The 26,266-nt window shown below is 70.4% G+C and carries 21 protein-coding genes; 9 read left to right on the forward strand and 12 right to left on the reverse strand.

The annotated features are described in order from the left end of the window. On the reverse strand, positions 1-1,071 hold the full coding sequence (locus ACQPZQ_RS20550) for an ABC transporter substrate-binding protein (protein WP_433298255.1): 1,071 nt from the start codon (positions 1,069-1,071) through the stop codon (positions 1-3). Between the two features lie 383 nt (positions 1,072-1,454). Here ACQPZQ_RS20550 and ACQPZQ_RS20555 point away from each other — a divergent pair, with 383 nt between their 5' ends. Next, on the forward strand, positions 1,455-2,465 hold the full coding sequence (locus tag ACQPZQ_RS20555; protein ID WP_433298257.1) for an amidohydrolase family protein: 1,011 nt from the start codon (positions 1,455-1,457) through the stop codon (positions 2,463-2,465). Positions 2,466-2,467: 2 nt separating this feature from the next. Next, positions 2,468-3,481, forward strand: coding sequence for a Gfo/Idh/MocA family protein (locus tag ACQPZQ_RS20560; RefSeq protein ID WP_433298259.1), 1,014 nt, complete (start codon positions 2,468-2,470; stop codon positions 3,479-3,481). 97 nt (positions 3,482-3,578) lie between these two features. Here the strand turns inward: ACQPZQ_RS20560 and ACQPZQ_RS20565 are convergent, their stop codons facing one another. After that, a complete protein-coding gene (locus ACQPZQ_RS20565) occupies positions 3,579-4,754 on the reverse strand; it encodes a DUF3500 domain-containing protein (RefSeq protein WP_433298261.1) in 1,176 nt (391 codons plus the stop codon). Positions 4,755-5,091: 337 nt separating this feature from the next. Here ACQPZQ_RS20565 and ACQPZQ_RS20570 point away from each other — a divergent pair, with 337 nt between their 5' ends. The 5 genes from ACQPZQ_RS20570 to ACQPZQ_RS20590 are packed head-to-tail and all read left to right on the forward strand — an operon-like array spanning position 5,092 to position 10,462. Continuing rightward, positions 5,092-5,952, forward strand: a complete 861-nt coding sequence (locus ACQPZQ_RS20570) for an FAD binding domain-containing protein (protein WP_433298263.1) — start codon at positions 5,092-5,094, stop codon at positions 5,950-5,952. Between the two features lie 7 nt (positions 5,953-5,959). After that, positions 5,960-6,496 carry a (2Fe-2S)-binding protein gene (locus ACQPZQ_RS20575; RefSeq protein ID WP_433298265.1) on the forward strand — a complete coding sequence of 179 codons (537 nt, stop codon included), beginning with the start codon at positions 5,960-5,962 and terminating at the stop codon, positions 6,494-6,496. Next, the gene (locus ACQPZQ_RS20580) at positions 6,493-8,931 is read left to right on the forward strand and encodes a xanthine dehydrogenase family protein molybdopterin-binding subunit (protein WP_433298267.1); all 2,439 of its coding nucleotides are present in this window, start codon (positions 6,493-6,495) and stop codon (positions 8,929-8,931) included. The genes ACQPZQ_RS20575 and ACQPZQ_RS20580 overlap by 4 nt, the downstream gene beginning before the upstream one ends. Positions 8,932-8,978: 47 nt before the next feature. Then, complete coding sequence (locus ACQPZQ_RS20585; RefSeq protein WP_433298269.1) at positions 8,979-9,749, forward strand: SDR family NAD(P)-dependent oxidoreductase; 771 nt, start codon at positions 8,979-8,981, stop codon at positions 9,747-9,749. Between the two features lie 26 nt (positions 9,750-9,775). Beyond that, a complete protein-coding gene (locus ACQPZQ_RS20590; RefSeq protein WP_433298271.1) occupies positions 9,776-10,462 on the forward strand; it encodes a cyclase family protein in 687 nt (228 codons plus the stop codon). 6 nt (positions 10,463-10,468) lie between these two features. On the opposite strand, the gene ACQPZQ_RS20595 is transcribed toward ACQPZQ_RS20590, so the two are convergent. The 5 genes from ACQPZQ_RS20595 to ACQPZQ_RS20615 form a co-directional block, all read right to left on the reverse strand. Beyond that, entirely contained in the window at positions 10,469-10,960 is a 492-nt protein-coding gene (locus tag ACQPZQ_RS20595; RefSeq protein WP_433298273.1) for an acyltransferase, read from the reverse strand. A gap of 140 nt (positions 10,961-11,100) precedes the next feature. After that, positions 11,101-12,102, reverse strand: coding sequence for an NrfD/PsrC family molybdoenzyme membrane anchor subunit (gene nrfD, locus ACQPZQ_RS20600; protein WP_433298275.1), 1,002 nt, complete (start codon positions 12,100-12,102; stop codon positions 11,101-11,103). Continuing rightward, positions 12,099-13,136, reverse strand: coding sequence for a 4Fe-4S dicluster domain-containing protein (locus ACQPZQ_RS20605; RefSeq protein WP_433298277.1), 1,038 nt, complete (start codon positions 13,134-13,136; stop codon positions 12,099-12,101). The genes nrfD and ACQPZQ_RS20605 overlap by 4 nt, the downstream gene beginning before the upstream one ends. Further along, positions 13,133-16,402: a formate dehydrogenase gene (fdh, locus tag ACQPZQ_RS20610; protein ID WP_433298279.1), complete on the reverse strand. Its 3,270-nt coding sequence runs from the start codon at positions 16,400-16,402 to the stop codon at positions 13,133-13,135. Before fdh ends, ACQPZQ_RS20605 begins: the two co-directional genes overlap by 4 nt. 252 nt (positions 16,403-16,654) lie before the next feature. After that, positions 16,655-17,596 carry a cyclase family protein gene (locus ACQPZQ_RS20615; RefSeq protein WP_433298281.1) on the reverse strand — a complete coding sequence of 314 codons (942 nt, stop codon included), beginning with the start codon at positions 17,594-17,596 and terminating at the stop codon, positions 16,655-16,657. Between the two features lie 197 nt (positions 17,597-17,793). Between ACQPZQ_RS20615 and ACQPZQ_RS20620 the strand changes: the two genes are divergently transcribed. Continuing rightward, positions 17,794-18,852, forward strand: coding sequence for a LacI family DNA-binding transcriptional regulator (locus ACQPZQ_RS20620; RefSeq protein WP_433298283.1), 1,059 nt, complete (start codon positions 17,794-17,796; stop codon positions 18,850-18,852). A 76-nt stretch (positions 18,853-18,928) separates the two neighbouring features. Further along, positions 18,929-20,665 (forward strand): pyruvate dehydrogenase, encoded by a 1,737-nt coding sequence (locus tag ACQPZQ_RS20625; protein ID WP_433298285.1) that lies wholly within the window; start codon positions 18,929-18,931, stop codon positions 20,663-20,665. A gap of 13 nt (positions 20,666-20,678) precedes the next feature. On the opposite strand, the gene ACQPZQ_RS20630 is transcribed toward ACQPZQ_RS20625, so the two are convergent. The 5 genes from ACQPZQ_RS20630 to ACQPZQ_RS20650 all read right to left on the reverse strand — a co-directional run bounded on the left by ACQPZQ_RS20630 (position 20,679) and on the right by ACQPZQ_RS20650 (position 26,239). Next, positions 20,679-21,788, reverse strand: a complete 1,110-nt coding sequence (locus tag ACQPZQ_RS20630) for a haloacid dehalogenase type II (RefSeq protein ID WP_433298287.1) — start codon at positions 21,786-21,788, stop codon at positions 20,679-20,681. After that, positions 21,785-22,723: an alpha/beta fold hydrolase gene (locus ACQPZQ_RS20635; protein ID WP_433298289.1), complete on the reverse strand. Its 939-nt coding sequence runs from the start codon at positions 22,721-22,723 to the stop codon at positions 21,785-21,787. Before ACQPZQ_RS20635 ends, ACQPZQ_RS20630 begins: the two co-directional genes overlap by 4 nt. An 84-nt stretch (positions 22,724-22,807) precedes the next feature. Then, on the reverse strand, positions 22,808-24,322 hold the full coding sequence (locus ACQPZQ_RS20640; RefSeq protein ID WP_433298291.1) for an MFS transporter: 1,515 nt from the start codon (positions 24,320-24,322) through the stop codon (positions 22,808-22,810). Positions 24,323-24,524: 202 nt separating this feature from the next. Further along, positions 24,525-25,283, reverse strand: coding sequence for a GntR family transcriptional regulator (locus ACQPZQ_RS20645; RefSeq protein ID WP_433298293.1), 759 nt, complete (start codon positions 25,281-25,283; stop codon positions 24,525-24,527). Beyond that, positions 25,280-26,239 (reverse strand): alpha/beta hydrolase, encoded by a 960-nt coding sequence (locus tag ACQPZQ_RS20650; RefSeq protein WP_433298295.1) that lies wholly within the window; start codon positions 26,237-26,239, stop codon positions 25,280-25,282. The genes ACQPZQ_RS20645 and ACQPZQ_RS20650 overlap by 4 nt, the downstream gene beginning before the upstream one ends. Positions 26,240-26,266: the final 27 nt, after the last annotated feature.

Genomic DNA, 26,266 nt, shown 5'->3' on the forward strand with positions numbered 1-26,266 from the left:
TCAGGTGCTCGGGGTCAGGACCGTGAAGTTCGGCGCCGCGACGTCCTCGTCCATGAAGCCGGTCTCCTTCATGAGGTCGAACAGCTCGGTCTCCTCGGTGACCCACTGCTGGTCGAGGAAGGCCGTCGGGGCGAACCAGTCGTAGCGGTTCGCGAGCCAGTCCTTGAGGAACGCCGACTCCTCCGGGCTGCGCACGGCGAAGTCCTCCGGGTAGGCGTCGATGATGGCGTCGCGGTTCGCCTCCCATTCCTTGATGCCGCGGTCCCACAGCGCGATGAGGAAGTTGGCCTCTTCGGGGTTGCGCTCCACCCAGGCCTTGCGCGCGACGAACACGTTCGTCTGCGGGTGCGAGTCCGCCTGCTTGTTGCTGCCGAAGTGCTCCGCGTACAGCTGCGCGGCGGCCTTGCTGTCGTAGAGCGGCCGGAGGGCGCCGCCCGCGAGGTCGGGGATGGCGAAGTCGGGCAGGCACAGGCAGGCGTCGGCGTCGCCCCGCGCGACCAGGCTCGACATGTTCTGGACGTCGGTGACGACCACTTCGTAGTCGCCGCCTCCGGCGCGCAGGTCGAGGTCGCAGAACTTCTTCGCGTACATGCCCCAGATCAGGGTGATCGAGACCGACGTGTATGTCGCGATCTTCTTGCCCTTGAGGTCACACAGGTTCTGCTCCGGGCTGCCTGCCGCGACGGCGAGGATGCTGCGGTCGCCGTTGTACATGCCGAAGACGGTGGCCGGCTCGCCGGTCGCCTCCTCCAGGTCGGGCACCTCGTACGTGGCCGCCGAGATCACGTCGGCGTGGCCACCTGCGTAGACGCCGAACTCGTCCCACGAGGAGGAGGCCAGCACCTGGATGCCGGCCGCCTGCTCCATCTCCTGCTTGATGCCCTGGTCCTCGAGCCACTTCCACACCGGGTCCGGCGCCATCACCAGCTGCACGGTCCCGTTCGCGTCCTGTGCCGTGGTGCCGGCGGCGCCCGGCCCTCCGCCACACGCGACGACGACCGCGCCGGCCACCGCGGCCGCCGCGATTCGCAACGCTCGGGCCGCCCGTGGCTTTCCTGCTCGTTCGCCCATGTCCTCGCCCTCTCCTGGGATGCGACGTTGCGTCCTGCGTGGGTGATGGGTGTGGTTGCCGCCGGACTCGGCGGTGGGCGGGGCTGTCTCGCTGGGTTGCCCCGAGAGTCGGGTGTGACCTGGGTCGCACCGGCGTCATGACTGTGCCTGCCGTCCTATGCACAAGTCAAGCATTGGTCAACGTATACCTGCAGGTGATGGGGCAGGCTTGACATGAATGCGTATGCATCACACGATGCGGTGCCGGACTCGAACGAACATCAGGAAGCTCGCACCGGCCGCGGCAGGGCATATGGCCTTCGCTCGAGCCCACTACGTGCGTGCGGGTCGGCACGACACTGAAGCGGACCGACTTTCGATCCACCGACCGAGAGGACACGCGTATGACCGGCTCCCACGGCCGCACGGTGGACATCCACGCCCACGTCGTCACTCCTGCATGCCAGGAGCTGGTCGCGGGTCTGATGTCGCCCGAGTACGAGCCGTTCTCCTACTGGGCGGGTGCGGAGACCAACGAGTACCAGGGCCGGCACATGGCGGAGATCGTGCCCAAGCTGACCGACCCGGCCGTCCGCATCGCCGACATGGACGCCATGGGCATCGACATTCAGGCGATCTCCGTGGCGCCGCCGCAGTACTACTACTGGACCGACGTGGAGCTGGGCCGCCGGCTCGCGCGGATGCAGAACGAGAACCTCGCGTCGATCGTCCACGACAACCCCGACCGCTTCGTCGGGCTGGCCACCGTTCCGCTACAGGACGTGTCGTCGGCGATCGCGGAACTGGAGTACTGCATCCGGGAGCTCGACTTCCGCGGCGTCGAGATCAACACCAACGTCTTCGGGCTCGATCTCGACGACCCGCGCTACCGGCCGTTCTTCGCGAAGGTGGAGGAGCTCGACGTCGTCGTGATGTTGCACCCCAACGGGTTCACCCACGGCGAGCGGCTGCAGAAGTACTACATGACGAACGTGGTCGGCAACCCGCTGGACACCACCGTCGCGATCACTCGGATGATCCACGGCGGAGTGCTGGAGGAGTACCCGGCGCTGAAGCTCTGCCTCGTGCACGGAGGTGGCTTCCTGCCGTTCTACTCGTCCCGGATGGACCACTCCTACGAGCTGCGCCCCGAGGGTCGCCACCACATCACGCGGCCACCGAGCACCTACCTCAAGCAGGTCTACGTCGACTGCCTGGTCTTCGACTCCGTGCACCTGGAGTTCCTCGTCCAGCAGATGGGCGCCGACCACGTCGTCGTCGGCACGGACTACCCCTTCGACATGGGCCACTACGACCCGCTCGGCCAGATCGACGGCGTCCGCGGGCTGAGCGACGAGGACAAGGAGCTCATCCGCAGCGCCACGGCGTCCCGCCTGCTCAAGATCAAGGGCTGACCGTGGTCGGCGCCGCGATCGTCGGCCTCGGGTGGTGGGGGCAGAACATCGCTCGTGAGCTCGCCTCGAGCGAGCGCATCCGGCCGGTGCTCGGGGTGGATCCCGAGCCGGCGGGCAGGGAGCGGGCGCAGGCGCTCGGCCTCGACGCCACGGCGAAGCTCGGGGACGCCCTCGACGATCCGCGGGTCGATGCCGTCGTCCTGTGCTCGCCGCACCGGTTCCACTCGGCGCAGATCATCGCGGCGGCGCAGGCCGGCAAGCACGTCTTCTGCGAGAAGCCGTTCTGCACCACCTCGGCCGAGGCGGACGCGGCCATCGCGGCCGTCGAGGCTGCGGGAGTGCGGCTCGGCATCGGGCACGAACGGCGATTCGAGCCACCGGTGATCGAGCTGCAGACCCGGTGCCGCACGGGTGAGCTCGGCGTGCCGCTGGTGTTCGAGGGCAACTTCAGCCAGGACAAGTTCCTCGCCTTGCCACCGGACAACTGGCGGCTGTCGGCGACCGAGGCCCCCGTGGGCCCGCTGTCCGCCACCGGGATCCACCTCGTGGACCTGGCGATCAGCATTCTCGGTGAGCCGACCGAGGTGTGGGCACGGCTGTCCACGCGCGCCACCTCGTTCGAGAACGGCGACACGCTGTCGATCACCCTCGGCTTCCCGGGTGGGGCCACCGCCACGATCACGGCGATCCTCACCACCCCGTTCGTCGGCCGTGTCTGTGTTCTCGGGTCCGACGGGTGGATGGAGATCCGGGACCGGAGCCATCCCGAGAGCCAGGCCGGGTGGGACGTCACGACGATGCACCGCCGCGCCGGGCGGGAGGAGCGCTTCGTCCCGCCCGGCGCTGCGGTGCGCGACAACCTCGAGCGCTTCGCCGACGCGGTGGCGGGCGTCGGTGACTACCCCGTCACCACCGCCGAGATCCGGGCCAACGTCCGGGCGTTCGAGGCCATCAGCCGGTCTGCTCGGAGCGGGGCCGTGGAGAGGGTGGGCCCCGCAGCGTCGCTTCCGCGGTGACGAGGCCAGGACCACGGCCGCGCACACCCGATGGCCCCGCCGCACACGTCCTGACATGTGCACGGTGGCCACGAGGTGTGCGCGGCCGGGGAATGTCTCAACCGCCGTGGTGCGCGGCCCGGTGCGCGGCCAGCGCGTCGACGCCGAAGTCGGCCTCCGGATCGCGCCAGACCGAGTGTGCGTGGTTGGCCTGGCGCTGGGTGTTGTCGTACTCGGCGAGGAGGCCGGGGCCCTGCAGCCGGTAGTAGTGCGGCTTGCCTGCTTCCGTCGCGCCCGCCCAGGCCAGGTGCACGGCGCCGAGCGCCGCGTCGTCGAGCGGGGGAGGAGCGAGACCCTCGGGCACACGGTCGACGTAGGTGGCGAGCAGGTGGCGCAGCAGCTCACGCTGGCCGGCGTCGAACTCGGCGGCGGGCAGTCCCTTGGGCGTCGTGGTCAGGGCGAGCGTGGTGTGGTCGGAGGCGTCGAGGCCCGAGGCGTTCTCGGCGCGCGAGTTCATCTCCGCCACGCGGTCGGCCAGCTGGTTCTCCAAGCGGCTGCGCCAGATGTCGGTCAGGGGCAGCATCTCGTCGCCGTGGGTGATCCGGGCGCGGTTGCCTCCGATGATGTCGGACGGAGCCCGGGGGAGGAGCACCGCACGAGCCGCTTGCGCGGGGGAGAGCGACCGGACCAGCTCCCGTGCGAGGTCCTCGACGGCGCCGAGCGGTCGCAGTGAGGTGCCGCCCAGCAGCGGCGACGTCGCTGGGTCGGTGCCCAGGAAGCACGGCGTGGTCGAGCGCACGACCCCGTCGACGACGAGGTTGTTCAGCGACACATGGTGCCCGCCGAACCGCCACCCCCACGGCGCCTGCCCGCCCGGCTCCCCGAACACCCGCAGGTAGTACATCCCCGGGTCGCGGCCGCGTTCGCGCCCCCAGTCGACCCCCCAGCCCTCCTCGAGGTCCAGCACGTTCTCCAGGCCGAGAACCGTGGCCACGGTGACGTAGCCCGGAGTCGAGAGACCGCTCGCGACCAGCTGCATCGCGAGCCTCTGCTGGTGCGGGCGCATCGCGCCGATCGGTAGCCCGCCGTGGTCCGTGGGTGTGTAGTACCAGCGCAGCCGCTCCGCCTCGGTCTCCGCGTCGGAGCCGGGGGCGGCCCAGCTGGCACTGGCTTTCTGCTCGGCGTCCAGCGCCTCGAGCCAGGTGGTGGCGGCGGTAGCCATCCGGTCGGCGACGTCACGCGCCGCCGCCGTCCGGTCGGTTCCGCCGTGGACCGGGGACGTGCCGGTGGTCATGTCCAGCACAGTACGACCGGTGGGCCCGCGCAGGGAGCACCCCAGCGGGTCTTGCCCACCACACCTCGGCTGGCGACAGTGCACATGTGGTTGCGGCGGATGCCCGCCTCGCTGCTGTCGTGGATGGTCGCCGTCAGCGAGGTCGCGCATGCCGCCAACGCCGCTCAGTGCCTTGTGTGGGCACCCAGCGTTCTTCCGCGGTTACTGGGGTGACACACATGGCCGCTCGTGGGTGGTCGGGCGCAGGATCGGCGCAGTGCCGTGACCGCGCTCACAGCCGGCCGTGCGCCACCTGTCCGCACCGCGTCGAGGAGGCCGCTGTGTTCCGGAGGACGTCGTGAAGCCCCCACCGTTCCGCTACGCCGCGCCGACCACCGTGGAGGAGGCGGTGGCGCTGCTCGTCGAGCACGCCGACGCCGAGCCGCGGGTGCTCGCCGGCGGGCAGAGCCTCGTCCCGCTGATGAACTTCCGGCTCGCCCAGCCAGGGCACCTGATCGACCTGCGGCGGGTCCCCGAGCTGGACGGGATCCGGCTCGACGGTGACACCCTCGTGATCGGCGCGATGACCAGGCAGTCGGCGGTCGAGGACTCACCCGAGGTCGCGCTGGCCGCACCGCTGCTGGCCGAGGCCGTGGGGTTCGTGGCCCACCGGCCGATCCGCAACAGCGGCACGGTCGGGGGCAGCCTCGCCCACGCCGATCCGGCCGCCGAGCTGCCGGCCGTGGCGCTCGCACTGGACGCCGACCTCGTCGCCGCCGGTCCGGGCGGCCTTCGTGTCATCCCCGCCGCCGAGTTCTTCCGCGGTCCCTTCAGCACGGTGCTCGCGCCCGACGAGATCCTCGTCGCGGTGCGGCTGCCCCACCGGCGCGGTGGACACGCGTTCGTCGAGTTCGCCCGCACGCACGGCAGCTTCGCCGTCGTGGCGGTGGCCGCGCTGATCGAGATGGACGACGATCACGTCTCCCGCGCCTCGATCGCGCTCACCGGTGTCGCGCCGGTCCCGATCCGGGCCACGGCCGCGGAGCGCGTTCTCGAGGGCGCGGTCCCGGACGCCGCCGCTGCGGCCGATGCGGCGGTCGAGGGCCTCACCCCGGCGGGCGACGTGCACGCCGGATCCAGCAGCCGGATCGAGCTGGCCAGGGTCCACGTCCGCAGAGCAGTCGAACAGGCGCTCGCCCGCGCCCAGGACAGGAGGTGAGCCGGGGATGACCGAGAAGCACGCCATCACCGTGACCGTCAACGGTCGCGCGCACACGGCCGACGTCGAGCCGCGCACGCTGCTCGTCGACTTCCTGCGCGACGGGCTGGGGCTCAAGGGCACCCACATCGGATGCGAGCACGGCGTCTGCGGCACCTGCACGGTCCTGCTGGACGACCGCAGCGTCCGGTCCTGCATCACGTTCGCCGTGCAGGCCGACGGCGCGCAGGTACGCACGGTCGAAGGGCTGGCCACCGGGCCGGACATGCACCCATTGCAGGACGAGTTCTGGAACAAGCAGGGCCTGCAGTGCGGCTACTGCACGCCGGGAATGCTCATGCGGGCGTGCGAGATCCTGGAGCAGAATCCCGATCCGACGGCCGAGCAGGTGCGCGAGGGGATCGCGAGCAACCTGTGCCGCTGCACCGGCTACCAGTTCATCACCGAGGCCGTCATGGCCGCGGCCGGGCGTATGCGCGGCGAACGGTCCTGGGATCCGACCCGGCCGACCGCCGCGACGAGCGTGAGCGAGGAGACGCCGTGACCACCGTCGACCGCTCGTCCGCCGCCCCACCCGTGCGCACCCATGCCGAGACCCGCACGTGGGTCGGCAAGTCGATCCGCCGCGTCGAGGACCCGAAGTTCCTGCGCGGGCGCGGCGGCTACATCGCCGACCTCGTCACGCCCGGGATGCTGCACGCCGCCGTGCTGCGCAGCCCGCACCCGCACGCCCGCATCGTCTCGATCGACACGTCGGCCGCGGCCGCGCTCGACGGGGTGCACACCGTGATCACCGGCGCGCAGGCCGCTGAGCTCACCGACCCACTGCCCGACTTCGGGCCCGACCCCGCCAAGCACGTCTGGCGTTGCCTCGCCGTGGACAAGGTGCGTTACGTCGGTGAGGGCGTGGCCGTCGCGGTCGCCGACAGCCGGTACCTGGCCGAGGACGCGCTCGCGTTGATCGACGTCGAGTACGAGCCGCTGCCCGCCGTGGTCGACCTGGAGGCCGCACTGCTCGACGGTGCTCCACTGGTGCACGAGTCGCTGGGTACGAACTGCGCCTACGAGCGCACTTTCGACTTCGGAGACGTCGAGCGCGACTTCGCCGAGGCCGACGTGATCGTCAGGGATCGGCTCCGCTGGCACCGCTCGGGCGGCCAGCCCTTGGAGACCGTCGGGGCGATCGCCGACTTCGACCACTCCACCGGTGAGCTCACCGTGCACACCAACTCGCTGAGCTTCACCAGCTACCTGTTCATGGCGGCGGCCACCCTGAAGATCCCCGCCAACAAGCTCGACGTCCGGCAGGTGCCCGCGGGCGGCAGCTTCGGCTCCAAGCTGTTCGTCACGAAGCCGCTGGTCATCGCGGGGATGTGCTCCCGAGCGGTCGGGCAGCCCGTGGTCTTCCTCGAAGACCGCGTGGACAACATGTCCAACTGCGACCACCACGGCTCCGACCGTGTGTACGAGGTTGAGCTCGCGCTGATGCGTAACGGGACGATGCGCGGCATCAGGATCGACACGATCGACGACTACGGCGCCTACATCCAGTTCGGTGTGGGGCACCACGGCAACGCTCTCGCGCAGGTCGTCGGCCCGTACACGATCGGCAGCGTGCGATACCGCGTGCGCGCGGCGCTGACCAACAAGAACCAGCAGGGCGCCTACCGGGGCTTCGGCTCCGAGGTCAACAACTGGATGCTCGAACAGATGGTGGACAAGGCCGCGCGCGAGCTCGGCATCGACCCCGTGGAGATCCGCAGGCGCAACTTCATCCGCGAGTTCCCGCACTTCATCCCCACCGGCAACGTGTACGACTCCGGTGACTACGACGCGGTGCTCGCCAAGGCGCTGGAGCTGTCCGGGTACGACCACTGGCGTGCCGAGCAGGCGAAGGCCCGCGAGCAGGGTCGCCACATCGGGATCGGGCTGATCACCGCCCAGGAGCGCAGCGTCTTCTCGGCCACCGAGTTCTGGTTCTGGTTCGACGAGCCGGGCGCGCCCGTCACGAGCATGCCCGAGAGCGTCACGCTCAAGGTCGACGCCACCGGTGGCATCACGGCCACGCTCTACTCGTGCGCGTTCTGGGGCAACAGCCCGGAGACCATGGTCGCGCAGCTCGTCGCCGAGGAGTTCGACTGCGACCCGCACGACGTCGCGGTCGTCTACCAGGGCAGCAAGAACGGTCTGCCGGCCACCGGCCCCGGCGGCTCCCGCACCACCGTCATGCTGGCCGGGGCCGTGGAGGGTGCCACGGCGAAGATCAAGGCCAAGGCGTTGCGGGCGGCCGCGCACCTGCTGGAGGCCAACCCCGACGACATGGAGTGGGTCGACGGCGGGTTCCAGGTCAAGGGCGTGCCCGAGCAGCGCAAGAGCCTGGCCGAGATCGCGGTGATGCTTCACCTGTTCAAGCACAGCTTCCCCGACGACATGGAGTCGGGCCTGGAGGACAGCAAGGTCTACGACCACCCCTACACCACGATGCCGTCGGCCGACCGGAAGGACCTGGGCGTCTTCTACCCGTTCGTCGGGCATGCCTGCCACGTGCCGGTGGTGGAGGTCGACGTGGAGACGGGAGCCGTCCGCATCCTCTCCTACGTCGCCGTGCACGACTGCGGCACGCTGGTCAACCCGCGGTCGCTGGCCGGCCACATCGTCGGCGGCACGGCACAGGGCATCGGCACGGCGTTCTACGAGGAGTTCGTCTACGACGAGGACGGGCAGCTGCTCTCATCGAGCTACCTCGACTACCTCATCCCGTCCGCGATGGAGGTTCCCGAGCTGACGATCGGCCACGTCGAGACGCCGTCGCCGTACACGCCGCACGGCATCAAGGGCGGCGGCGAAGGCGGCCGGATGATGGCGCCCGCCGCGCTCAACGCCGCGGTGAACGACGCGCTGGCCCCGCTCGGCGTCCGCCTCACGGAGCTGCCGATGACCCCGGAGCGCATTCTCTCTGCCCTTCGGGCCGCTCGATGATGCATGGTTGATGACGATCGGCCGAAGGCCGGAGGAAGCGGGGGAGCGTGAGCAGTCGCGTCGCGGTCGTCACGGGGGCGAACCGAGGGATCGGACGGGCGATCGCGGTGGCACTCGCCGCCGACGGGTTCGACGTGGCCGTCACGGCCCGCGACCCGGCGACGCTCGCCGACACCGTCGCCGAGGTCGAGAAGGCGGGTGGCACGGCGGTGGCGCTGGCCTGCGATGTGCGGGACGAGGCGTCGGTGGCGGCGATGGCGGACGCGTCCGCCGCGATCGGCCCCGTGCACACCGTCGTCGCCAACGCGGGAGTCGCGGGCCCCACGGCGCCGCTGCACGAGATCACGCTCGACGAGTGGCGCGACTGCGTGGCCACCGACCTCGACGGGGTGTTCCTCACCTTCCGGGCGTTCATCCCGTCGATGATCAGCGCCCGGGCGGGCAGCCTGATCGCGATCTCGTCGATGACGGGGAAGCGACCGCTGACGGGCCGCACGCCCTATGCCGCGTCGAAGATGGGCGTGATCGGGCTGGTGCGCACGCTCTCCCTGGAGCTCGGTCCGTACGGCATCCGGGCCAACTCGGTCTGTCCCGGAGCGGTTGCGGGGCCGCGCATCGAGGACGTCATCCGCAAGCAGGCCGCCGCGCGCGGGATCAGCGAGGACGAGGCGCTGGCCGTGTTCACCGGGTCGTCCCCGCTGGGCCGGCTGGTGGAGGCCGACGAGGTGGCGCGGACGTGCGCGTTCCTCGCCTCCGACGCCTCCGCGGCCATCACCGGCGAGGACGTGAACGTCAGCGCCGGCGTCGTCATGTACTAGTCCGCCCACCGAGGTTGGGGAGTGGAATGAACATCATCGACCTGTCGCAGGACATCTACGAGGGGATGAAGGTCTACCCGGGCCACCTCAAGACCGTGCAGTTCGAGCACGCCACGCACGAGGAGACGGCCCCGCGGTTCGACAGCGGCTTCTCGTTCCAGACCACCGGGTTCATGCTCAACGACAACGGACCCACGCACGTCGACTCGTTCTCGCACCTGGACCCCGATCCGTCGGCGGAGACGATCGAGAAGATGCCGCTCGAGCTGTTCTACGGAACCGCCGTGTGCCTGGATGTCAGCGAGTTCAAGCCCCAGACCGACATCACGGCGGAAGACCTCGACAGGGTGGAGGCCGAGTCGCCGGTGGAGGTCCGCCGAGGCGACATCGTGCTGTTCCACACCGCCACCTGGAACCGGTACGCGGGCGACAAGCGCTACCTCACCGAGTTCGCCGGGCTCGGCGAGTCGGCCAGTGAGTGGATCGTGCGGCGCGGGGTGAAGACGTTCGGCGTGGACAGCCCCACCCCGGACAACCCGGTGAGCACGAGCTACCCCTGCCACATGATGTGCCGCCGGGAGCACATCACCCACTACGAGAACCTGGCGAACCTGGATCAGGTGGTGAACACGCGGTTCACGTTCGTCGGGTTCCCGCTCAAGCTCCAGGGTGCCCACGGCGGCCCGACCCGGGCGGTCGCGCTGGTCGACTGAGCCGCGTCAGCCGCCCTGCGGGTTCTCACCGGCGGGGCGGCTCACGTACTTGATGAACCTCGCCGGGTTGCCGGCCACCACGCTGTAGGGCTCGACGTCCTTGCGCACGATCGACCCTCCGCCGACGACGGCATGCGCACCGATCGTCACCGGTCCGGCGACGAGCACGTTGGTCGCGAGCCACACGCCTTCGCAGATGTCGATGTCGTAACCGCTGCGGGGAATGGCCCGTTGTCGTTCGAGGCCGAACTTCTCGACGTCGTGCACGCCGGCGAGCACGCACACGTTGTGGCCGAAGAACACGTACGGACCGACGGTGATGTGGCCGCCGCCGGTGTTGAAGATCGCGTTGTTGACGACCGCGGTGGGGTCGATGTGCAGCCGGGCCGGATCGCTGTGGACGCGATAGCGGTAGAGGGCCTCGAGCCCCTCCACCTCGATGCGCTCGTCCAGCAGCCGATCAACGGTCGGCTTGAGCAACCGGTCCAGCAGCCTCATCGCGAACTCCGCTCGTGAATCCCGCCGTTCTCGACGGATGCCCGGGAATCGCGGCGGCAAACCGAGCGCGATGGGCGTCCGTACGAACGGCACTGCGGCACGGACCTATCGGTCGAATGGCCCGCTCGTACCCCCGGGAATCAGAATCGGCTGCGGTTCAGTCGCTCCCGTTGGGGCACGACCGTGTACTTCGGGTCCTTGGCCGACTCGACGCCCGCCTCGAACACCCCGAAGCGCTGGAAGACGCTGCCCGCGGCCAGGGCGAGCCCCGAGGCCATGGCCACCGTCCGGCTGCGGCGTCCGCCGAGAAGGGTGCCGATGAGGCCTGCGGCGGTGAACAGCTCGGAGCGGCGGCGCCACTGGTGGGCCCGGCCCGTCGTGTAGGCCTCGCTGGCCACACCGAGCTGGGTGTCCACGAGCCGTGACGCCGCGAGCTCCGCTGCCGCTCCGCAGACCGCGAACCAGCGAGCGGGCTCTGCCTCGTCCACCCGTGTCACCACCATGGCGAGGCCGCCGGAACTGGCCGCCGCGGATCCGGTGAACACGAACGGGAGGATCAGGCGCGCCTCGTTCCACGCCGGCACGGCCGTGTGCGAGAGCAGCACCGCGGTGTAGGACGCGAGTGCGGGCGCGACCAGCGCTGCGGACATGCCGGCCGGGCGGGCAAGGCCGTGCACCAGCCGGCCGAGCAGGCTCCGACGCCAGCGACCCGGCATCAGCTCGTCGATCGCGGCCAGACCCGAGCCGGGGCCGAAGGCGGTGATGATCCACGTGCCGATGCTCATCGGGGAGGTGGGCTTCGCGACGCGGAGCATGTGGTGGAAGCGTTCGGGACGGCCGAGGTCGCCGACCAGGAAGACGGTGCTGGCGGCGAGCGCGGCGGCGGAGCCGAGCCGTCCCGCACGCCGGAGGCTGGGCCTGCCCGTCACGTCCGCCCCTGCCGCGAGCACCGCGGACCCCGCTGCGAGCCCGCCGGTGAACAGGTAGGCAGGAACCTTCCACTCCCACACCGGTGCCTTGAGCACCGGGCGGCCGTAGTAGGAGCGGAACTCCGCCCTCGGGACCATCGGCTGCTCACGCGTGCCGCCGTGACCAGGGCTGCGTGTGGTGGCAGCGCGCGGGGCGGAGCGGTGCTCGGTCATCGACGACTCCTGACGAACGCCGCGACGCCCGCGGCGAGGAAGGCGGCAGCGGCGGCGCCGGCGCTCCGCCACATCGCGACGGCATCGCGTGTGGGGACGTGCGGGTCGGGGGGAAGTCCGTAGACCTCGGCCTCGTCGAGCAGCAGGAAGATCGCGCCCGTGCCCCCGACACCGTCCTCGGGATCGGCGCCGTAGAGGTGGGCCTCGGGCACGCCGCGCTCGTGCAGCTGCTCGACCCGGCTCGCCGCACGTTCGCGCAGCTCGTCGAGCTCGCCGAACTGGATCGAGTCGGTCGGGCAGGCCTTGGCACACGCCGGTTCGAGGCCGTCGTGGAGGCGGTCGTAGCAGAGCGTGCACTTGTTGGCCGTGCCGAGGGTGATGCTCCGGTCGATCACGCCGTAGGGACAGCCGGAGACGCAGTAGCCGCAGCCGTTGCAGATGTCCTGCTGGACGACGACGGTGCCGAACTCGGTTCGGAAGAGGGCTCCGGTGGGGCAGACGTCCAGGCAGCCGGCGTGCGTGCAGTGCTTGCACACGTCCGACGACATCAGCCAGCGGAAATCGGTGCGGCTCTCCGCGCCCGTGCCGTCGCCCGGCCGCTGGAACGTCGGCATGCCGAGGTCCGCGGGCGCGGTGGCGACGTCCAGCGGTGACGTGCCGAGCTCGGCGCCACCCCGCTCGGCCGCGCGCAGTCTGCTCGCGACGATCTCGGCCGGCCCGTCGCCTGCGGATCTCCCGGTCGGCAGCCCGGCCAGTCCGGCGCTCTGGGTGCCCAGCGCTACGGGCTGCTCGACGAACGACACGTGCCGCCAGGTGCTGGCGCCGAGCGAGCCGGTGTTGTCCATCGACATGCCGAGCAGGTCGAACCCGTCGTCGGGGACGTCGTTCCATTCCTTGCAGGCCACCTCGCAGGCTTTGCAGCCGATGCAGACCGACGTGTCGGTGAAGAAACCGACCCGCGGTGGATGGTCGACATGGCCCGCGTCGCCTGCGACGTCGTCCAAGGGGCCGTGGAGGCTGTTGTCGCGCTTCACGATGGCTCCTCCTCGGCCCGCGCGGTGACGAGTCGTGCACCGGTGTCGGCCGTGATGCCGGCGCGGTCGCGATAGGCGGCGACGTAGCCGAGCAGGTCGGCCCCACGGGGCCTGCGGCCGGGCTGGATGTCGCACGTGGCGACCTTGCTCTCCTGGATGAAGACGTTCGGGTCGAGGACCACCCCGAGCAGGTCGTTGAAGCCGTCCCCGGTGACGAGCCCGCTCGCGCCCCAGTGGAACGGCAGCCAGATCTGGTGCAGGGTCCGGCCCTGGACGCGCAGCGGCGCCAGCCGGTCGGTCACCATCACCCGGGCCTCCACCGCGGTGCGACTGGTGATCACGTGCGCCCAGCCGAGGTGGGTGAGCCCGCGCTCGGCGGCGAGCTCGGGCGAGACCTCGATGGTCAACGCGGGTTGCAGCTCCGCGAGGTAGGACAGCGTGCGGCTCATCCCACCGGCCGTGTGGTGCTCGGTGAGCCGGGACGCGGTGAGCACGTAGGGGAAGACGTCGGAGTGGGACTCCGGTGGCGAGGGATTGGACGGGTTGTCCTTGCGCCCGTACACCAGGCGCGCTGGGTTGGCCTGCTGGGTGTAGAGCAGGTTGCGCACGGGCGACTCGTGCGGCTCGTAGTGCGTCGGGAACGGGCCGTCGAGCATCCCTCGCGGCGCGAACAGCCAGCCCTTCCCGTCGGCCTGCATGATGAACGGGTCGTCGCCACGTAATGCCTCCACGCCCCAGGCACCTGCCGGGGGCCGGTAGCTCGGCGGTTTGTTCCGTTCGAAGTCCGGCACGTCGACGCCGGTCCACTCGCCGCGCTCCGGGTCCCACCAGACGAGGGCCTTGCGCTCGCTCCAGGGACGGCCCTGAGGGTCCGCCGAGGCGCGGTTGTAGAGAATCCGCCGGTTGTACGGCCAGACCCAGCCCCACTCGAGGGCGGTGTGGTCCTGCTCGAACCGTGGCTTGCGGTCCCTCGCGTGGTTGACCCCATCGGCGTAGACGCCGCTGTAGATCCAGCAACCGCTCGACGTGCTGCCGTCTGCCTTGAGGTCGAGGTAGCCGTCCACCAGCTGCCCGGTGGTCAGGTCGTACCCGTGGATGTGCTTGAGGACGTCGTCGGCGGAGGGCTCGTCCCCGTCCTCCTCGAGCTCGTAGTCCCATGCGAGGTCGAGCAGCGGCCGGTCGCGCTCGTCGGTGGACCCGGCCAGCCGATCCCGCAGCAGCCGGCCGAGGTGGTAGTAGAACCACAGGTCGGAGCGCTGGTCGCCGCTGGGCTCCACAGCCTTGTCGCGCCACTGCAGCATCCGCTGGGTCTGGGTGAACGAACCCGACTTCTCGACGTGGGACGCCGCGGGGAAGAAGAACACCTCGGTGCGGCACTTCTCCGGGACGATCTCGCCGGTCTCGAGCTCCGGGGAGTCCTTCCAGAACGTGGCGCTCTCGATCATTGCGAGGTCGCGGACCACCACCCAGTCGAGGTTGGCCATCCCGAGCCGCTGCAGCCGTCCGTGTGCCGAGCCGACGGCGGGGTTCTGGCCGATCAGGAAGTACCCGAAGACCTTGCCGTCGATCATGTCCATCGCGGTGCGGTAGGTGCCGTGGTCGCCGGTGATCTTCGGTAGGTAGTCGTAGCAGAAGTCGTTCTCGGGTGTGGCCCGGTCGCCCCAGTACTCCTTGAGCAGCGAGACCATGTAGGCGTTGGCGTTGCACCAGAAGCCCTTCTGGCCCTCCCCTCCGCAGATGCTGTCGAGGTAGTGCTGCAGGTCGGGGTGGGCGCCCGCGGACGGCATCGCAAGGTAGCCGGGCAGCAAGTTGAAGAGCGTCGGGATGTCTGTGGAGCCCTGGATGCTCGCGTGCCCGCGCAGCGCGAGGACGCCACCGCCGGGACGGCCGATGTTGCCGAGCAGCAGCTGGACGATCGAACCGGCACGGATGAACTGCGCGCCGACGGTGTGCTGGGTCCAACCGAGGCTGTAGACCAACGCGGTCGTGCGGTCGCGGCCCGAGTTGGCGGTCCAGGCCTTGCACACCTCGAGGAACTGTTCCTTGGGAGTGCCGCAGATCTCCTCGACCACCTCGGGGGTGTAGCGGGAGAAGTGCCGCTTGAGCACCTGGTAGACGCACCGTGGGTGCTGCAGCGTGGGGTCGGACGTGACCTCGCCCGCCACTCCGCGCAGCGTGGGCCCACCGGCTCCGTGCACGTCACCCCGGGAGTGGTGGGGGATCTCCGGGGCCGCCGAGGGGTCGATCATCGCCCCTTCGTAGTGCCAGCTCGCCGGGTCGTACGTGCCCGTCTGCGGGTCGTAGCCGCTGAACAGGCCGTCGAGGTCCTCGGTGTCCCGGAAGTCCGGGCGGATCACGTGGGGCGCGTTCGTGTACGCGGTGACGTACTCACGGAAGTCGAGCTCGTTGGTCAGGATGTAGTTGATCACCCCGCCGAGGAACGCGTTGTCGCTCCCGGCACGCAGGGGCACGTGCGTGTCGGCCACGGCGCTCGTGCGGGTGAAGCGGGGATCGATGTGGAAGACCCGCGCCCCCCGTTCCTTGGCCTCCATCACCCACTGGAAACCCACCGGGTGCGCCTCGGCCATGTTCGAGCCCATGATCACGATGCAGTCGGAGTTGATGAGGTCCTGCTGGTAGGTGGTGGCGCCGCCGCGCCCGAACGAGGCTCCCAGACCGGAAACCGTGGCGGAGTGTCAAATACGGGCCTGGTTCTCGACTTGGATCGCGCCCAGGGCCGTGTAGAGCTTCTTGATGATGTAGTTCTCTTCGTTGTCGAGCGTGGCTCCGCCCAGGTGGGCGATGCCCATCGTGCGACGGAGCCGGTGGCCCTTGTCGTCGTGCTCCTCCCAGCCCTTGGCCCGGGCGTCCAGCACCCGGTCCACGACCATGTCCATGGCCGTGTCGAGGTCCAGGTGCGTCCATTCGGTGGCGTAGGGGGCGCGGTAGAGCACCTTCTGCTCCCGCTGCGGGCCGGTGACGAGCTGCTTGCTCGCCGATCCCTTGGGGCACAGCCGGCCGCGCGAGATCGGGCTGTCGGGGTTGCCCTCGATCTGGATCACTTTCTCGTCGGCGACGAAAACGTCTTGAGCACAACCAACAGCACAATACGGACAAATGGACTTGGTAACGCGATCGGCGGTTGCGGTGCGTGGTTGCATCGCCTCTGATCTCGCCGACTCCGCCGCCGCGCCCCGGCCCAGTGGGTCGGCACCCGAGAGCTGCCGGTATACCGGCCAGGATTCGAGCAGACGACGCACGTTCATGTGCTTCTCCATCCGGTGGAGATGAATCAAGAGGCGATCACGGCGCGCCAGTGCAACCGTTCTCCAGCACACCACGCGCTGGTACGAGATACAACCCTGGCGAACATGGGTTGCCTGATCACCGGGGTGTGCATCCCAATACTGTGATCTCGCGCTCCACCGTGGACATCGAGTTCTGTCGGTGCGCTATACGCGATCGCGGTAACGTTTCCGAGCAATGAATTCCTCGTGCTGGATCGACCGGCGCGCGGCTCAGAAGACGGCGACGGGATTGACCGCGCTCGACGTCACGCCGATCATTCGCCACGGCACCAGTGACAGCAGGAACTCCCAGCGGTTCTTCTCCTGGCAGGTCCGGGCGAGCTCGTCGAGCGCCGCGTTGTCGACGAGCCAGAGTCCCAGCGCCACCAGTCCCACGACGTGAATGGGCATCCGGAGGTCGAAGTCGGCGGACTCGGCCGGCACGACCTCCTGCTGACCGTCGGTGCTGAGCAGTGCGACGTCCCGCTCCCGCAGGAAGGGCAGGGTGGCGGCGCTCAGTCCGGCCGCGTGGTCGTCGGGGTGTCGCCCCTCGGCTGCGGTGCGGGCGAAGTTGCCCGTGCGCACGAACAGGGCATCCCCTGCGCGGACCGTCACGCCCTGGCGCTTCTCGGCGGCTGTGATCTCGTCCGGCGTGATGGCGTGGCCGGGCTCCAGCCAGGGCGTGCCGTGGACGGCGGGGATGTCGAGCAGGACGCCCCGGGTGATGATGCCCTGGGCTGCCTGGTGGACCGACAGCTTGGTGGCGCCGCCGACCGTACGCACGTCCGACGCGTCGAAGCCGTTGTAGTTCTTTCCGTCCCACGAGAAGTGGGCGAGGCCGTCGAGGTGCGTGGGTGAACCGTGGGCGATCAGGCCCACGTACTCACGCACCGCGTCGAACCGCCCCGCCTGGCCGAACAGGGCTTCGACCTCGTTCAGTTCCATGAACCGCTGGATCTGTGTGCCGTGTCCGAGTGGGTCCGGGTTCTGCGGATCCATGTCGAACGACAGCGACACGGCGGTGCCGTCGCGCACCGTGCCTGCTGCGGCGCGTCGAACGTCGTCGGTGATCAGGTTCAGCGTCCCCAGACGGTCGTCGTCGCCCCATCTGCCCCAGTTCGACAGCGTCTGGAGGTATCCGATCACGTCTGCGTCCTGCGGTTTCGCTGACATCTCCACTCCTCGGATCGTCGGTCCCTCCGGGTCTCGCTCGAAGGCGCTTATACGTATAAGTGAATCCAGACTTGCACCCGGGACCGCGGCGGGGCAAGGACGTGTGCAGCGGGTCATAGAGGGTCCCGCCGCGGCCGCAGTGCCGGAGGGCGCGTCGGGCCCGGTCCGGGGGGATCGAGGTCTTCTACGCTTGTGACATGGTCGAACGCCGGGAGCGGGCTCGCCGCACCACGATGAACGACGTCGCGCGCGTGGCCGGCGTGTCGTCCGCCTCGGTGTCCTACGCCCTGACCGGGGCGCCAGGAGTGAGCGACGAGCTGCGCGAGCGGATCCGGGCGATCGCGAACGAGCTGGGTTACCGGCCGAGCCTCGTGGCCCAGGGCCTGAAGACAGGCCGCGCCCGCAGCATCGGCCTGCTGCTCGCGGACATCAGCAACCCCTTCTACACGGAGATCGCGGCCTCCGCGGTGGCCGCTGCGGGGGACGAGGGCTACGAGGTGCTGATCTCGCACGTCGGGCTCGGGCAGGACACCGACGGGGACGATGACGGCGAGCGCGAAGCTGCCCGGCTGGCCGCGGTGGCGCGTGCGCACATCGACCGGTACACCAGCGGCTTGATGCTCACCTCGCTGCTGGCGAGCGACCGGCCGCTGCTGGAGGAGCTGCGCCGCACGCACGTTCCGGTGGTGCAGCTCTACCGCAGGGTGCCCGGTGAGCCGTCGGACTGGGTGGGCATCGACGACCACGCCGCCGCGGGGGACGTCATGAACCACCTGATCGCGACCGGGCGCCGCCACATCGTGGTACTCGGCGGGCAGCGCTCGTCCTATGCGTCGACGGCTCGCGCCGCCGGCTTCGTCGACGCGCTGCGCGCTGCGGGCCTGCAACCCGCGAACCTCGATCAGGGGCTCTGGGGTGGTATCAGCCGTCGCTCGGGCTACGAGCGGGCGCACGAGCTGTTCGCCGGCGACACCCGGGTCGATGCCGTGGCGTGCGGCAACGATCTGATCGCGCTCGGCGTGCTCGACGCCTGCCGCGATGCCGGCCGCGCGGTGCCCGAGGACGTCGCCGTCACCGGTATCGACGACATGAGCTTCGCCAGCGTGGGGCCACTGCAGCTGACCACGGTGAGTGTGCCGCGGGAGCAGATGGGGCGACGTGGCGTGCAGCTGCTGCTCCGGCGGATCGACGGCGACTCCGGGCCGCCGGTCGAGGAGGTGCTCCCGCACCGGCTTCGGGTGCGCGACACCGCATGAGGGACGTCGTCTCGGGAATGGCGATCGGCCCTGGCTCGGACAATTAGCTGTAGAGCCCCTGCCCCAAGGAGAAGCCATGGCTGCCACGGTTGCCGATCAGATGATCGAGATCCTCGTCCAGGCGGGAGTACACCGCATCTACGGGCTGGTGGGGGACAGCCTGAACCCGGTGGCGGACGCGGTCCGGCGTCATCCGGACATGGAGTGGGTGCACGTGCACAACGAGGAGGCCGCGGCGCTCGCCGCAGCCTCCGAGGCCCAGCTCACGGGGAAGCTGGCGGTCTGCGCGGGCAGCTGCGGTCCGGGCAACACCCATCTGGTGCAGGGCCTGTACGACGCGTCGCGCAGCGGCGCCCCGGTGCTGGCGATCGCCTCGCACATCCCGTCCACGGAGATCGGCACGAACTACTTCCAGGAGACCCATCCGCAGCAGTTGTTCGTCGAGTGCAGCGTGTACTGCGAGCTGATCTCGCGCCCCGAGCAGCTGCCGCGCCTGCAACGCATCGCGATGCAGACGGCGCTGGCCCGCCGGGGTGTCGGCGTTCTGGTGCTGCCCGGTGACCTCGGCGGCGAGCCGGCGCCGCACCCGACCGGGCACAGCGACCTCGTCACGCCGCGGGCCGTGGCACAGCCGGATCCCGAGCAGGTGCGGGCGTTGGCCGAGAAGATCAACGCCGCCGACGCCGTCACGCTCTTCGTCGGCGCCGGGGTCCGGGACGCTCGTGCGGAGGTGCTCGAACTGGCCTCGCGGGTCCACTCGCCGATCGGGCACTCGCTGGGCGGCAAGGAGTGGATCCAGTACGACAACCCCTACGACGTGGGGATGAGCGGGCTGCTCGGCTACGGCGCCTGCTACGAGGCCACCCACGAGTCCGACCTGCTGATCCTGCTCGGCACGGACTTTCCCTACGACACCTTCCTGCCTCAGGCGCACACCGTGCAGGTCGACCGGGAGGCCGCTCACCTGGGTCGCCGCACGCGCCTCGATCTCGGAGTGCACGGCGACGTGGCGGCCACGCTGCGCGCGGTGCTGCCGTTGGTCACGCAGAAGACCGACCGGCGGTTCCTGGACCGGATGCTCCGCCGTCATGCCGAGCAGCTGGAGAAGGTCGTCGCGGCCTACACCACCAAGGTCGAGCGGATGCGCCCGATCCATCCGGAGTACGTCGCAGCGTTGCTGGACGAGGCGATGGACGACGACGCGATCGTCACCGTCGATACCGGCATGTGCAACGTCTGGGCCGCCCGCTACATCACCCCGACGGGGCGGCGGCGGATCATCGGCTCGTTCCGCCACGGCACGATGGCCAACGCGCTCCCGCACGCCATCGGCGCCGCGTACGCCGAGCCCGGGCGCCAAGTGGTGTCGATGTCGGGCGACGGCGGGCTGACCATGCTGCTGGGTGAGCTGCTCACCGTGGCCGAGCACGACCTCCCGATCACGATCGTGGTCTTCAACAACGGATCGCTGGGCATGATCCGCCTGGAGATGATGGTGGCCGGCTACCCGTTCTTCGAGACCGACCACGGGGTGGCCGACCTGGCCGGCGTGGCGCGCGCCTGCGGTGTGCCGGCCGGCGCCGTCGACGATCCCGCCGAGCTGCCCAAGGCGCTGCGGAACGCTCTCCACACGCCTGGGCCCTACCTGCTCGACGTGCGTACCGACCCCAACGCCCTGTCCATCCCACCTCACATCACCGCGGGTCAGGTCCGCGGGTTCGCACTGGCCGCCACCCGCACCGTCCTCGACGGCGGCGTCGGCAAGATGGTCGAGCTCGCCCGCAGCAACCTGCGCTCCATCCCGCGCCCCTGACCGGGGTCCGTGCTCACATCTCGATCATGCTGAGCGCGGAAGCCAGTTCGGTGAGCGAGCCGACGGTGACGCCGGGCGGATCGCCGATCGTGTCGAACGGGCCGCCCGCGCGGTTGATCCACGCCGTCCGCATGCCCGCGGTTGCAGCCCCGACGACGTCGAAGGGGTTGCAGGAGACGATCCGGGTCTCGCCGATCGGACGATCGATCGTGTCTGCCGCGCAGCGGTAGACCGCGGGGTGGGGTTTGAAAGCGCGGACGGCGTCGACGCTGATGACCGAGGGGAAGTACCGCTGCAGTCCGCTGTTCTCCAGGCACTCTCGCAGCATGGCCGGGTCGCCGTTCGACAACAGGACGGTCGGGTAGCCCGCCTCCGACAGCATCTCCAGGCCGGGCACGACGTCGGCGAACGGCTGTAGTGCGGAGTAGTGGGCCATCACCGCCGAGCGGGCGCCCGGCGGAAGTGTGCAGCCGCACTCGGCGAGCGCGAACTCGAGCGCGCGTTCGGTGATCCAGGCGAAGTGCTCGTAGCGTCCCATCACCGTCAGCCGGAACGAGTACTCGATCTGCTTGCGCCGCCATTCGACGGCAACGCGCTGCGCATCGCCGCGGGGGAGCGTCCGTGCCAACTCGTCGGAAACCGACAGGGGATCGACCAGGGTCCCGTACAGGTCGAACACCAGCGTCTCCCGCCGTGCGTCCCCGGCCGGCGGGCCTGGCTGCCGCGGCCGTACCGCAGGGATGCGGTAGATCTCGCCCGTGGTGACGAGCGCGTCGGCACTCCACTCACCACCTGCGCCTTCGACCAGCCACTGCAAGATGGCCCAGAGATCGGCGTCAGCGGCCGACTCGTCCAGGGGCGCCAGCCCGGCGACGAGGGCGTTGATCTCCACGCCTGCCGGGAACCGCTGTCCCGAGCGAGCGACGAACACGAGCTCGTAGGTCCTGCCCTCGACGTTCAGCAGGCCAGGCTCTCCCGGTTCCGGGGCGTCGAGGCCGAAGGCCGTGGCGAGGAACGAGCGGAACTCCGGATAGTGGCCGAGCGACGGTTCGACGAGCAGGGGCACGGATCGATGGCCGATCGGGCGCTCGGCGGCGGCCATGATGATCGGGACTCGGGTCACCTCGCGCCTCCGGGGATGGCGCGGCCGGTGAAGTCGGCCAGCAACCTGCCGATCTCGGTGCCGGAGTCCTCCTGGAGGAAGTGCCGCCCTGTGACCAGGTGTGTTCCTTCGGCGTGCGGCCAGACGTCGTGCCAGTTGGCGGCGAAGACGTCCGGGGCGAAGACGTCGTCCTCCCGGCCCCAGATCACGGTGGCCGGCAACCGCAGGGCGCGTACACCGGCTTCCAGCCAGGCGAACCGGTCGGTGGTGATGTCGGTCGAGCGGTCGAGGGGGATGGACCGCGGCCAGGTCCAGGTGAGGATTCGATCGTCGGGATCCCGGAGGACGCCGGTGTAACCGGCCATGGACTGCGCGGCGAAGCGCCGACGGTCGACGACCGACAGATACATCCCTCGGCCGGGCATCGCTGCGTGGGTGCCGAGCAGGTAGGGCCCGACCAGCGGGGCGTGCATGAGCCGCCACGGAAGGACGCTCCGGTGGAACGAGGAGGCAGGCGAGATCCAGGCCCACGTCGACATCACTGCGACGGCGGCTGCCCGGTCCGGCCGGGTCAGCAGGGCTCCGAGGCCGGTCGGTCCGCCCCAGTCGTGGCAGACGAAAGTCACGTTCTGCAGGTCGAGGACATCGAGAAGGGCGACGAGGTTGGCGGTGTGGTTGTCGAGGGTGTGCACACCGTGGGCTCGTGGCTTCTCGGACAGTCCGAACCCGATCTGATCGGGTACGACCACTCGGTGACCGGCGGTGAGCAACGGCCTGATGACGTCACGCCACAGGAATCCCCACGTGGGGTTGCCGTGCAGCAACAGCACCGGGGGCGCGTCCGCGGGGCCTTCGTCGATGTAGTGCATTCGCCACCCGTTCACCGACACGAACTGCGATCGGTACGGATAGCGCGTGCTGATGCCCGGTGGCAGGTCCGCGATCGTCCGGTACACGATCAGCCGAGGTAGGGGCCGGTAGGGCTGAGGTTCTCGATCGTGCTCGTCATGCGGTTGCCACCTCGTGAGATTCTGGAATGATCAGCCCACTCTTAGTCGCGCTGCTTCGCCGTTGTCAACGGCCGTCCGCGGGAGCCAGGCGACCACGGCGATCCCGAGAACGACGACGATCGCAGCGGCGGTGCGCAGACCCGTGCTCATGGCCGTGGTGAACGCGGCGGCGACGTCGTGCAGCACGGCGGCGTCGGTGGTGCGCTGATGGGCCGCGGCGACAGTGGACGGGGCGTCCGGCGTACGGAGTGCGGGCGGCAGCAGCGCGGTGAAGCGGGCGTTGAGCACGCTGCCGACGACGGCGACGCCGAGGGCACTTCCGAGCTCGCGGGCCACGCTCTGCAGGCCCGACCCGGTGCCGGCGCGATCCGGCGGGAGCGCGGCCATGATCCCGCCCGACAGCGGTGGGGTCGCGGTGCCGCAGCCGCCGGCGATGAGCACGATGCACACGGCGTACCACGGGTAGGGCGTGCCCGGGCCGACGAACGACGCGCCGATGAGCCCGGCGACGAGCGTGGTCAGGCCGAGCCCCACCGTCGCCGGGGATCCGAGCCGGCGGAACACGGGCAGGGTGGCGCGCGGGGCGATCCAGAGCGCGGCGGCCATGGGCAGCAGGCGTAGGCCGGCGTCGAGCACCGAGTAGCCCTTGGCGTACTGCAGGTACTGGCCGTTGACGTACATCAGCCCGAACATGCCGACGAACACCACCGCCATCCCGAGCGTGCCGGCACGCACGGCGGGGATCGCGAACAGGCGCGGGTCCAGGAGCGGATGCTCGGCACGTCGTTCGCGAACGGTCCAGATGCCGAGGAGCAGCGCGGCGGCGCCGAGCCCGGCGAGCACCTCGGCCGACGCCACGCCGGAGGCCGCCACGGATGCGAGCCCGTACAGCAGCGCGACGCAGCCGCCCGTGAACAGCAGGCTGCTGCGGACCGAGATCCTCCGGCGGTGGTGCGGTTGGCGTGGGGCGACACGGGCGGCCGCGGCGAGCGCGACGAGGGCCAGCGGGACGACGGCGGCGAACAGCGCGCGCCAGGACCCGTACTGCACGGCCGCCCCGCCGCCCACGTTGCCCAGCACGGCGGCCACCCCGGTCATCGAGGCCCACACGGCGATCTGCCGCGTCCGCTGCCCGGCGTCCACGGAGCCGACCAGCAGCGCCAGCGTGGTCGGAAGAGTGGCCGCCGCGCCGATCCCGGCGATCACGCGGCCGCAGATGAGCACGGCGACGGTGGGAGCGACCGCGCAGACGGCGGTGCCTCCCGCGAAGATCGCCATCCCGCACAGCAAGGTGCCCTTCCGTCCGAAGCGGTCGGCGGCGGCACCGGCCGGGACGAGGAGACAGGCGAAGACGACGACATAGCCGTCGACGACCCACAGCAGTTCGGTGGCGCCCGGGCGCAGCTCGCTCGCGGCCAGCGACGGGATGGCGAGATTGATCGCCGACACCATGCCGACCACCAATGCCACGCACATGCACATCGCTGCGCTGAGAGGCCAGGTGCGACGAGTGGCGAGGCCGGCATCGGGCACGGCGATACCCACAGATGAACCTCCTCGGTGTGCCCACGCCCGTGCCGGGGCGGCCCGGCCGACCGGCCGGTTCGGGATGCCCGGGAAGCGATAGCTCTGAGTGCCGACTCTAGGCGCTCGAATGTTTCGGCGAAGTTACGCCACCCTCTCTACCAGCGGAAACCCGTGAGCTGCGGCGATTGCCCGCCCAGCGCGAGATCCGCCACCCCGGGCTTCAGTCCGGGGCCGAGCGGTGCAGCGTCGCCTGGAGCATGAGCCGGTCGGCACGGATGTGCACGGACTCGGCATCGACGGGCCTGCCGTCGGCGAGGCGGGTGAGCCGCTCGATCGCGAACACCGCGGCGCCGGGATCGATCTGCAGGAGCCCCGCCGTGTCGGGGCCGGCGTTCACCGCGTGCACCGACACCTCCGCCTGCCCGAGCTGACGTCCGGTGGTCTCCTCGATCAGCGCGAACAGGTCACGGCCCGCGAGGTCGTGACCGAGCAGGTTCGTGCCGATGTCGGGGGCCAGATAGGTCGTGTCCAGCGAGAGCGGCAGCCCGCCGAGCCTGCGCAGCCGCTCGATGTACACCACGTCGGTGCCGGGCTCCAGCTCGAGCCGCTCGGCCACGGCAGCGGGCGGGTTCGAGATGGTGCGGGCGGCGCGGACCTCGTTGGTCACCGGCCCGTACCCGGTGAGGGCCTCCGCGAGACCGGCGAGGCGGTCGAGGCCGTGGCCGTACTTCGGCATCACCACGATCGTTCCGACGCCCTGGCGGCGCGTGATCAGCCCCTCGGATCGCAGCAGCCCCAGCGCCTCGCGGATGACGTTGCGGGACGCCGCGAGCTCCATGCCGAGTGTGCGTTCGTCGGGAAGGAGCCCGTGGCCGAACCGTCCGCCGGTGATCTGCTGGCGAAGCACGTCGGCGACGCGGCGCGCATGCTCCGCGCGCGAGCGCGCTGCGACCCCACCGGCCCCGCCTGCCGTCGTCACCTGCTCATTCTGGCGGCGCGCCGTCCGGGCAGCAGGTCGTCGAGCGCGCCGAGCACCTCGCGGCTGCGCGCATCCGCCGCGTCCACCACACCGAGGAAGGCGAAGTAGCCGTGGATCAACCCCGGACCGGGCAGGTGCCGCACGGTGACGCCGGCGGCACGCAGGCGCTCGGCGTAGGCATCGCCCTCGTCGCGCAGCGGGTCGAACTCGGCCGTGGCGACGACGGCAGGCGGCAGCCCGGTCAGGTCGGCGTGCGCGAGGTCGATCTCGGGTGCCGCGCGCGTGCCGGGCTCGGGGACGTACTGGTCGTAGAACCACTCCATGTCGGCGCGGGTGAGGAAGTACCCGTTGCCGTTGTCGTGGGTGGAGGGCAGATCCATCGCCGGGTCGGTGGCGGGGTAGACGAGCAGCTGCGCTGCCAGCGCCGGGCCGGCCCCGTCGCGTGCCCGCAGCGCGGCGCCCGCGGCGATGCCGGCCCCCGCGCTGTCGCCTGCGACGACGTGCGGGCGGCCGGGAAAGGCGCCCGCTACCCACTCCACCGCCGCCATCGCGTCGTCGAGCGGGGCCGGATGCGGATGCTCCGGCGCCAACCGGTAGTCGACCGAGACGACGACTGCCCCGAGCGCGTTGGCCACCCGCCGGCAGACCGGGTCGTGGGTGTCGAGGTCGCCGACCACCCACCCGCCGCCGTGCAGGTAGGTGACGACTCGCCCGCGATCGTCGAGCGGCGTGTAGATCCGCACCGGAACGGGACAGGCCGGGCCGTCGACGGTGCGGTCCGTGACCTCGGCCACCGGCTCCGGTGCGTAGCCCTCGCCCCGGCGGGCCATCGCGAGAGAGCGGTAGTGGTCCCGGGTCTCCTCGGCCGTCCCGCGGACCAGCGGCAACGCCCGGGCACTGGTCAGACGGTCGATCACGTCGCGGAACTGTGGATCGAGCGCCACGTCGTCCCCCATCGCGTGCGTTACCGGGCTTCGACGATC

The sequence above is a fragment of the Pseudonocardia sp. CA-142604 genome (assembly GCF_050948475.1).
In the GTDB taxonomy this organism is placed as follows: domain Bacteria; phylum Actinomycetota; class Actinomycetes; order Mycobacteriales; family Pseudonocardiaceae; genus Pseudonocardia; species Pseudonocardia alaniniphila.